Source organism: Streptomyces sp. NPDC001858 (genome assembly GCF_053594615.1).
Genome location: NZ_JBSFEV010000095.1, coordinates 1 through 4,897, shown reverse-complemented (window position 1 = coordinate 4,897; position 4,897 = coordinate 1). Strand labels below are relative to the sequence as shown.

Annotated in this window: 2 protein-coding genes; both read right to left on the bottom strand. The window is 74.9% G+C overall.

Annotated elements, in window-relative coordinates; translation table 11 throughout:
• The coding region (locus tag ACWCPF_RS45190) for a beta-ketoacyl synthase N-terminal-like domain-containing protein (RefSeq protein WP_451050989.1) at positions 1-914 on the bottom strand (914 nt) is incomplete at its 3' end.
• Between the two features lie 2 nt (positions 915-916).
• Positions 917-4,897, bottom strand: a 3,981-nt coding sequence (locus ACWCPF_RS45185) for an SDR family NAD(P)-dependent oxidoreductase (protein WP_451050988.1), incomplete at its 5' end; no start/stop codon positions are given.

The window sequence follows — 4,897 nt, the reverse complement described above, 5'->3', positions numbered from 1 at the left end:
CCGTCCTGATTGACCGCCGACCCACGCAACACCGCCAACACCCGATGCCCATGGCGACGCGCGTCCGACAACCGCTCCAGCACCACCACACCCACACCCTCAGCCCACCCCGTCCCGTCGGCCGCGTCCGAGAACGCCTTGCACCGACCGTCCGGCGACAGGGCACGCTGGCGGGAGTACTCGACGAAGACGCGCGGTGTGGCCATCACGGTGACACCGCCGGCGAGGGCGAGCTCGCACTCCCCCGACCGCAGCGACCCCGCCGCCAGATGCAAAGACACCAGCGACGACGAACACGCCGTGTCCACCGTCACCGCCGGCCCCTCGAACCCGAACGTGTAGGCGACCCGGCCCGACGCCACGCTCGGCAGGCTGCCGTTGAACAGATGCCCTTCGAGAGCGCCGGGGTCCGTGCCCAGGCGGGACGCGTAATCGGCGTACATCACGCCCGCGAAGAAGCCGGTGCGGCTGCCGCGCAACGAGTGCGGTGCGATTCCGGCGCGCTCCAGCGCCTCCCAGCTCGACTGCAGCAACAGCCGCTGCTGTGGATCGGTGGCCAGCGCCTCCTTCGGCGACATGCCGAACAGGCCCGCGTCGAACTCCGCCGCGTCGTGCAGGAATCCGCCGTGCCGGGTGCTGCTGGTGCCGACGTGCCCGGGGTCGGGGTCGTACAGCCCGTCGACGTCCCAGCCGCGGTTCACCGGGAACCCGGAGATCGCGTCGACGCCGTCGTCGGCCAGCCGGAACAGGTCCTCGGGCGAGGTCACTCCGCCGGGGTAGCGGCAGGCCATGCCCACGATCGCGATCGGCTCGCGGCCCGTCGCCGCGCCTTCCAGCTCCACCAGCCTGCGGCGGGTCTGGCGCAGCTCGGCGGTGACCCGCTTCAGGTAGTCGAGCAGCTTCGCGTCGTTCATGTTCAGGGCCTTCCAAGCTCATCGTCGATCAAGGAAAAGAGCTCGTCCGCGGTGGCCGCGGTGATCTCCTGGTCGTCCACCGGGTCCGTCCCGTCCGCTGCGGTGGAGAGCGTCGACAGCAGCTCCCACAGCCGGGAGGTGACGTCCAGGCGCAGCCGGTCGTCGTCCACGGCGGCCACGCTCGCCTCGAACCGGGCCAGTTCGGCGAGGACGGGCGGGGCCGGAGGCGGCGGCTCGGCCGGGGCGGCGGCCTGCTCCGGGGTGAGCCGCTCCAGCAGGTGGCGGGTCAGCGCGGACGCGCTGGGGTGGTCGAAGGTCACGGTGGCGGTCAGCGCGAGCCCGGTGCGGTCGGCGAGCCTGCGCCGTAGCTCCAGGGCGGTCAGCGAGTCGAAGCCCAGCTCCATGAAGCCCCGGTCGGGGGCGACGTCGCCGGGCCCGGACCTGCCCAGCACGGTGGCGATCTCGGTCTGGACGAGCCGTCGCACGGTCAGTTCCCGGTCGTGGTCCGACAGGTGCCGCAGGCGGTCGACGGGCAGCCGCGCGCCCTGCGGCTCCCGCTCCGCCGAGGTCCGGTCGGCCGCGGTCCGGTCGGCCGGGGCGCTGACGAGTCCGCGCAGCAGGGCAGGCGGCTCGGCATCGTGCAAGGCGGCGGTGTCGAGCCAGGCGGGCACCAGGTGCGGCCGGTCCGCGCCGAGGGCGAGGTCGAGCAGGGCCAGGGCTTCGTCGGTGGGCAGCGGGCGGAGGCCCCCGCGGAGCATGCGCTGCCGGTCGGCGTCGCCGAGCCGGCCCGTGAGCCCGGTGCCCTGCTCCCACAGCCCCCAGCCGAGGGACACGGCGGGTCGTCCCTGCCGGTGCCGGTGCTGGGCGAGTGCGTCGAGGAATGCGTTGCCTGCCGCGTAGTTGGTCTGGCCGGCCAGACCGAGGGTGGCCGAGACCGAGGAGAACAGCACGAACGCGGACAGGTCGAGGCCGTCGGTCAGTTCATGCAGATGCCATGCCGCGTCCGCCTTCGGGGCGAGTACCGCGTGCAGGCGTTCGGCCGTCATCGAGGCCGTCGTGCCGTCGTGCAGGATTCCTGCGGCGTGCACCACGGCGCGCAGCGGCGCTCGGGCGGGGACGGCCGAGAGGACCTCGGCGAGCGCCGCGCGGTCGGCCACGTCGCAGGCGGCCACCGCGACCGAGGCGCCCGCGGCGGTCAGCTCCGCCACCAGGTCGTCGACGCCGTCGGCGGCCGGGCCGCTGCGGCTGACCAGCAGGAGACCGCGTACGCCGTGGCGGTCCACCAGGTGCCGTGCCACGGCCGCGCCGAGACCACCGGTCCCACCGGTGATCAGCACGGTGCCGTCGGCGTCGAGGAACGACTGGGCGGGGCCGGGTGCGGGGACGGAGCCGCGCGCGAGCCGGGGCACGAGAATCCGTCCGGAGCGCAGGGCGACCTGGGGCTCGCCGACGGCGAGGGCACGGCCCAGCTCTTCGGCCGTGGGTTCACCGTCATCGGGCCCGTCGTCGGCGCCGCCGTCGGCGGGGCGGTCGTCGGCGGGGCGGTCGTCGGCGGGGCGGTCGTCGGCGGGGCGGTCGTCGGCGGGGCGGTCGTCGGCGGGGCGGTCCACCAGGACGATCCGGCCGGGGTGTTCCGTCTGGGCCGACCGGACCAGGCCCCAGACCGTGGCGGCGACGAGGTCGATGTCCTCGTCGGGCTCCGTGGCCACGCCCCGCCGGGTGGTGACGACCAGTCGGCCGTCGCCGTCGTCGTTCTCCTCCAGCCACTTCTGCAGGTCCAGCAGCACGGCCTCGGCCATCGCGTGGACGGCCTCGGGCACATCGCCCGGACCCGCCGCGACCGGTCGCACGACGACGGATCCCGAGCCGTCCGGCAGGGCCGCCCCGGCGTGAGCGGCGGGGACAGCGGGGACGGCGGGGGCGGTGACCTCCCGCCACTCGACCTGGAACAGCTTGGGATCGTGGCGCCGGGCGTCCAGCGGTCGCAGGGCGAGAGAGTCGACCGAGAGCACGGCGGCCCCGCTCCCGTCGACGGCGGTCAGCGCCGCCCGCTGGTCGCCGCGCGGGCTGATCCGGACCCGGAGCCGGGACGCCCCGGCGCGCACCAGCCGCACGCCGGTCCAGGAGAACGGCACGACCGGCCCGGGGCCCGTTTCCAGCACCAGCGGATGGAGCACGGCGTCGAGCAGCGCCGGATGCATGCGGAACGGGCCCGTCTCTTCCTCCAGGGCGACTTCGGCCAGCAGGTCGTCGCCGTGCCGCCAGACCTCGCGCAGGTTGCGGAACGTCGGCCCGTACTCCAGGCCGCGCCGGGCGAGTTCGGCGTAGAAGCCCGTGGGGTCCGTCGGTATGGCCCCGATGGGCGGCCACTCGGCCCCCGGCCCGAAGCCCGCCTCGGCCTCCACCTCCGCAGCCGCAGCCGCAGCAGCCGCGGCCTCGTCATCGGCCTCGCTCTCGGCCCGGCGCGCCTGCCCGGTGGCGTGCAGCCGCCACTCCTGGTCGGCTCCGTCGCTCGCCCGGCCGTGGACGCGGAGTTCGCGGCGGCCCGACCCGTCCGGCGCCGGGGCCGTCGCCGTCAGCTGGACCTCGACCTCGCCGCGCTCCGGCACCACCAGCGGTGTGTGAAGGGTCAGTTCGTCCACGAGGTCGCCGACGCGCAGGGCCATCTCCAGTAACGCGGTTCCCGGTACGACGACCTGGCCGAGCACGCGGTGGTCGGCCAGCCAGGGCCGGGTCCGCAGCGAGATCCGCTCGGTGAGGACGGTGCCGCCGTCCGCGAGCTCCACCGCCGGGCCCAGCAGCGGCCGGTCCGCGGTGGGATGCAGCCAGTGCCGCCGCCGCTGGAAGGCGTACGTCGGCAGCTCGACGTGGGAGGTGCCGGCGCCGGTGTGCGCCCGGCTCCAGTCGACCGTGACGCCCCGCGTCCACAGGTGTGCCGCCGACGCCAGGAAGCGGCGGGGTCCGCCGTCCTGGCGCCGCAGTGTTCCGCAGACCACCGAGGCCGCCGCGTCGGCCCGGCCCTCCAGGATCTCCTCGATGTTCATGGTGAGCACCGGGTGGGAGCCGATTTCGAGGAAGGTGCCGTACCCGGATTCCGCCAGCGTCTGCACGGCGGAGTGGAAGTGCACCGGCTGCCGCAGATTGCGGTACCAGTAGCGCGCGTCCATCGGCGTCTCGCTCAGCCAGTCCCGCTCGACGGTCGAGAAGAAGGGCACCTGCGGCGGCTCGGGACGGACGTCCGCGAGCACCCGGGACAGTTCCTCCTCGATCCGCTCCACCTGCGGGGTGTGGGAGGCGTAGTCCACCGCGACCTTGCGCGCCCGGACCCCGTCCGCCCGGCACTGCGCGAGCAGTTCGTCCAGTGCGTGCGGATCGCCGGCGACGACCGTGGCCGACGGGCCGTTGAGTGCCGCCACGTCGAGCCGGCCGGGCCACGATCGCAGCCGGGACTCCACTTCCCCGGGCGGCAGGGCCACCGACATCATTCCGCCCCGGCCGGCCAGTCCCCTCGCGATCGCCTGGGACCGCAGCGCGACCACTCGCGCCCCGTCCCGCAGGGACAGCGCGCCGGCCACGCACGCGGCGGCGACCTCACCCTGCGAGTGCCCCACCACGGCCGCCGGTTCGACGCCGTACGACCGCCACAGCGCCGCCAGCGAGACCATCACCGCCCACGAGACCGGCTGGACGACATCGACCCGCTCCAGCGTGGGCGCGTCCGGGGCCTGACGCAGCACGTCCACCGCGTCCCAGTCCACGAACTCCGCCAGGGCCGCCGCGCACGCGTGGAAGCGCTCGGCGAACGCCGGTGCGGAGTCGAGCAGTTGGACGGCCATCCCGGCCCACTGCGCGCCCTGCCCCGGGAACACGAACACCACCCGCCCGTCGGCGCGCAGATCCCGGCCCTCCACCACCCCCACCGACGACTCCCCCACCGACAACGCGGCCAACCCCTCCAGCAGTTCGCCACGATCCGACGCCAC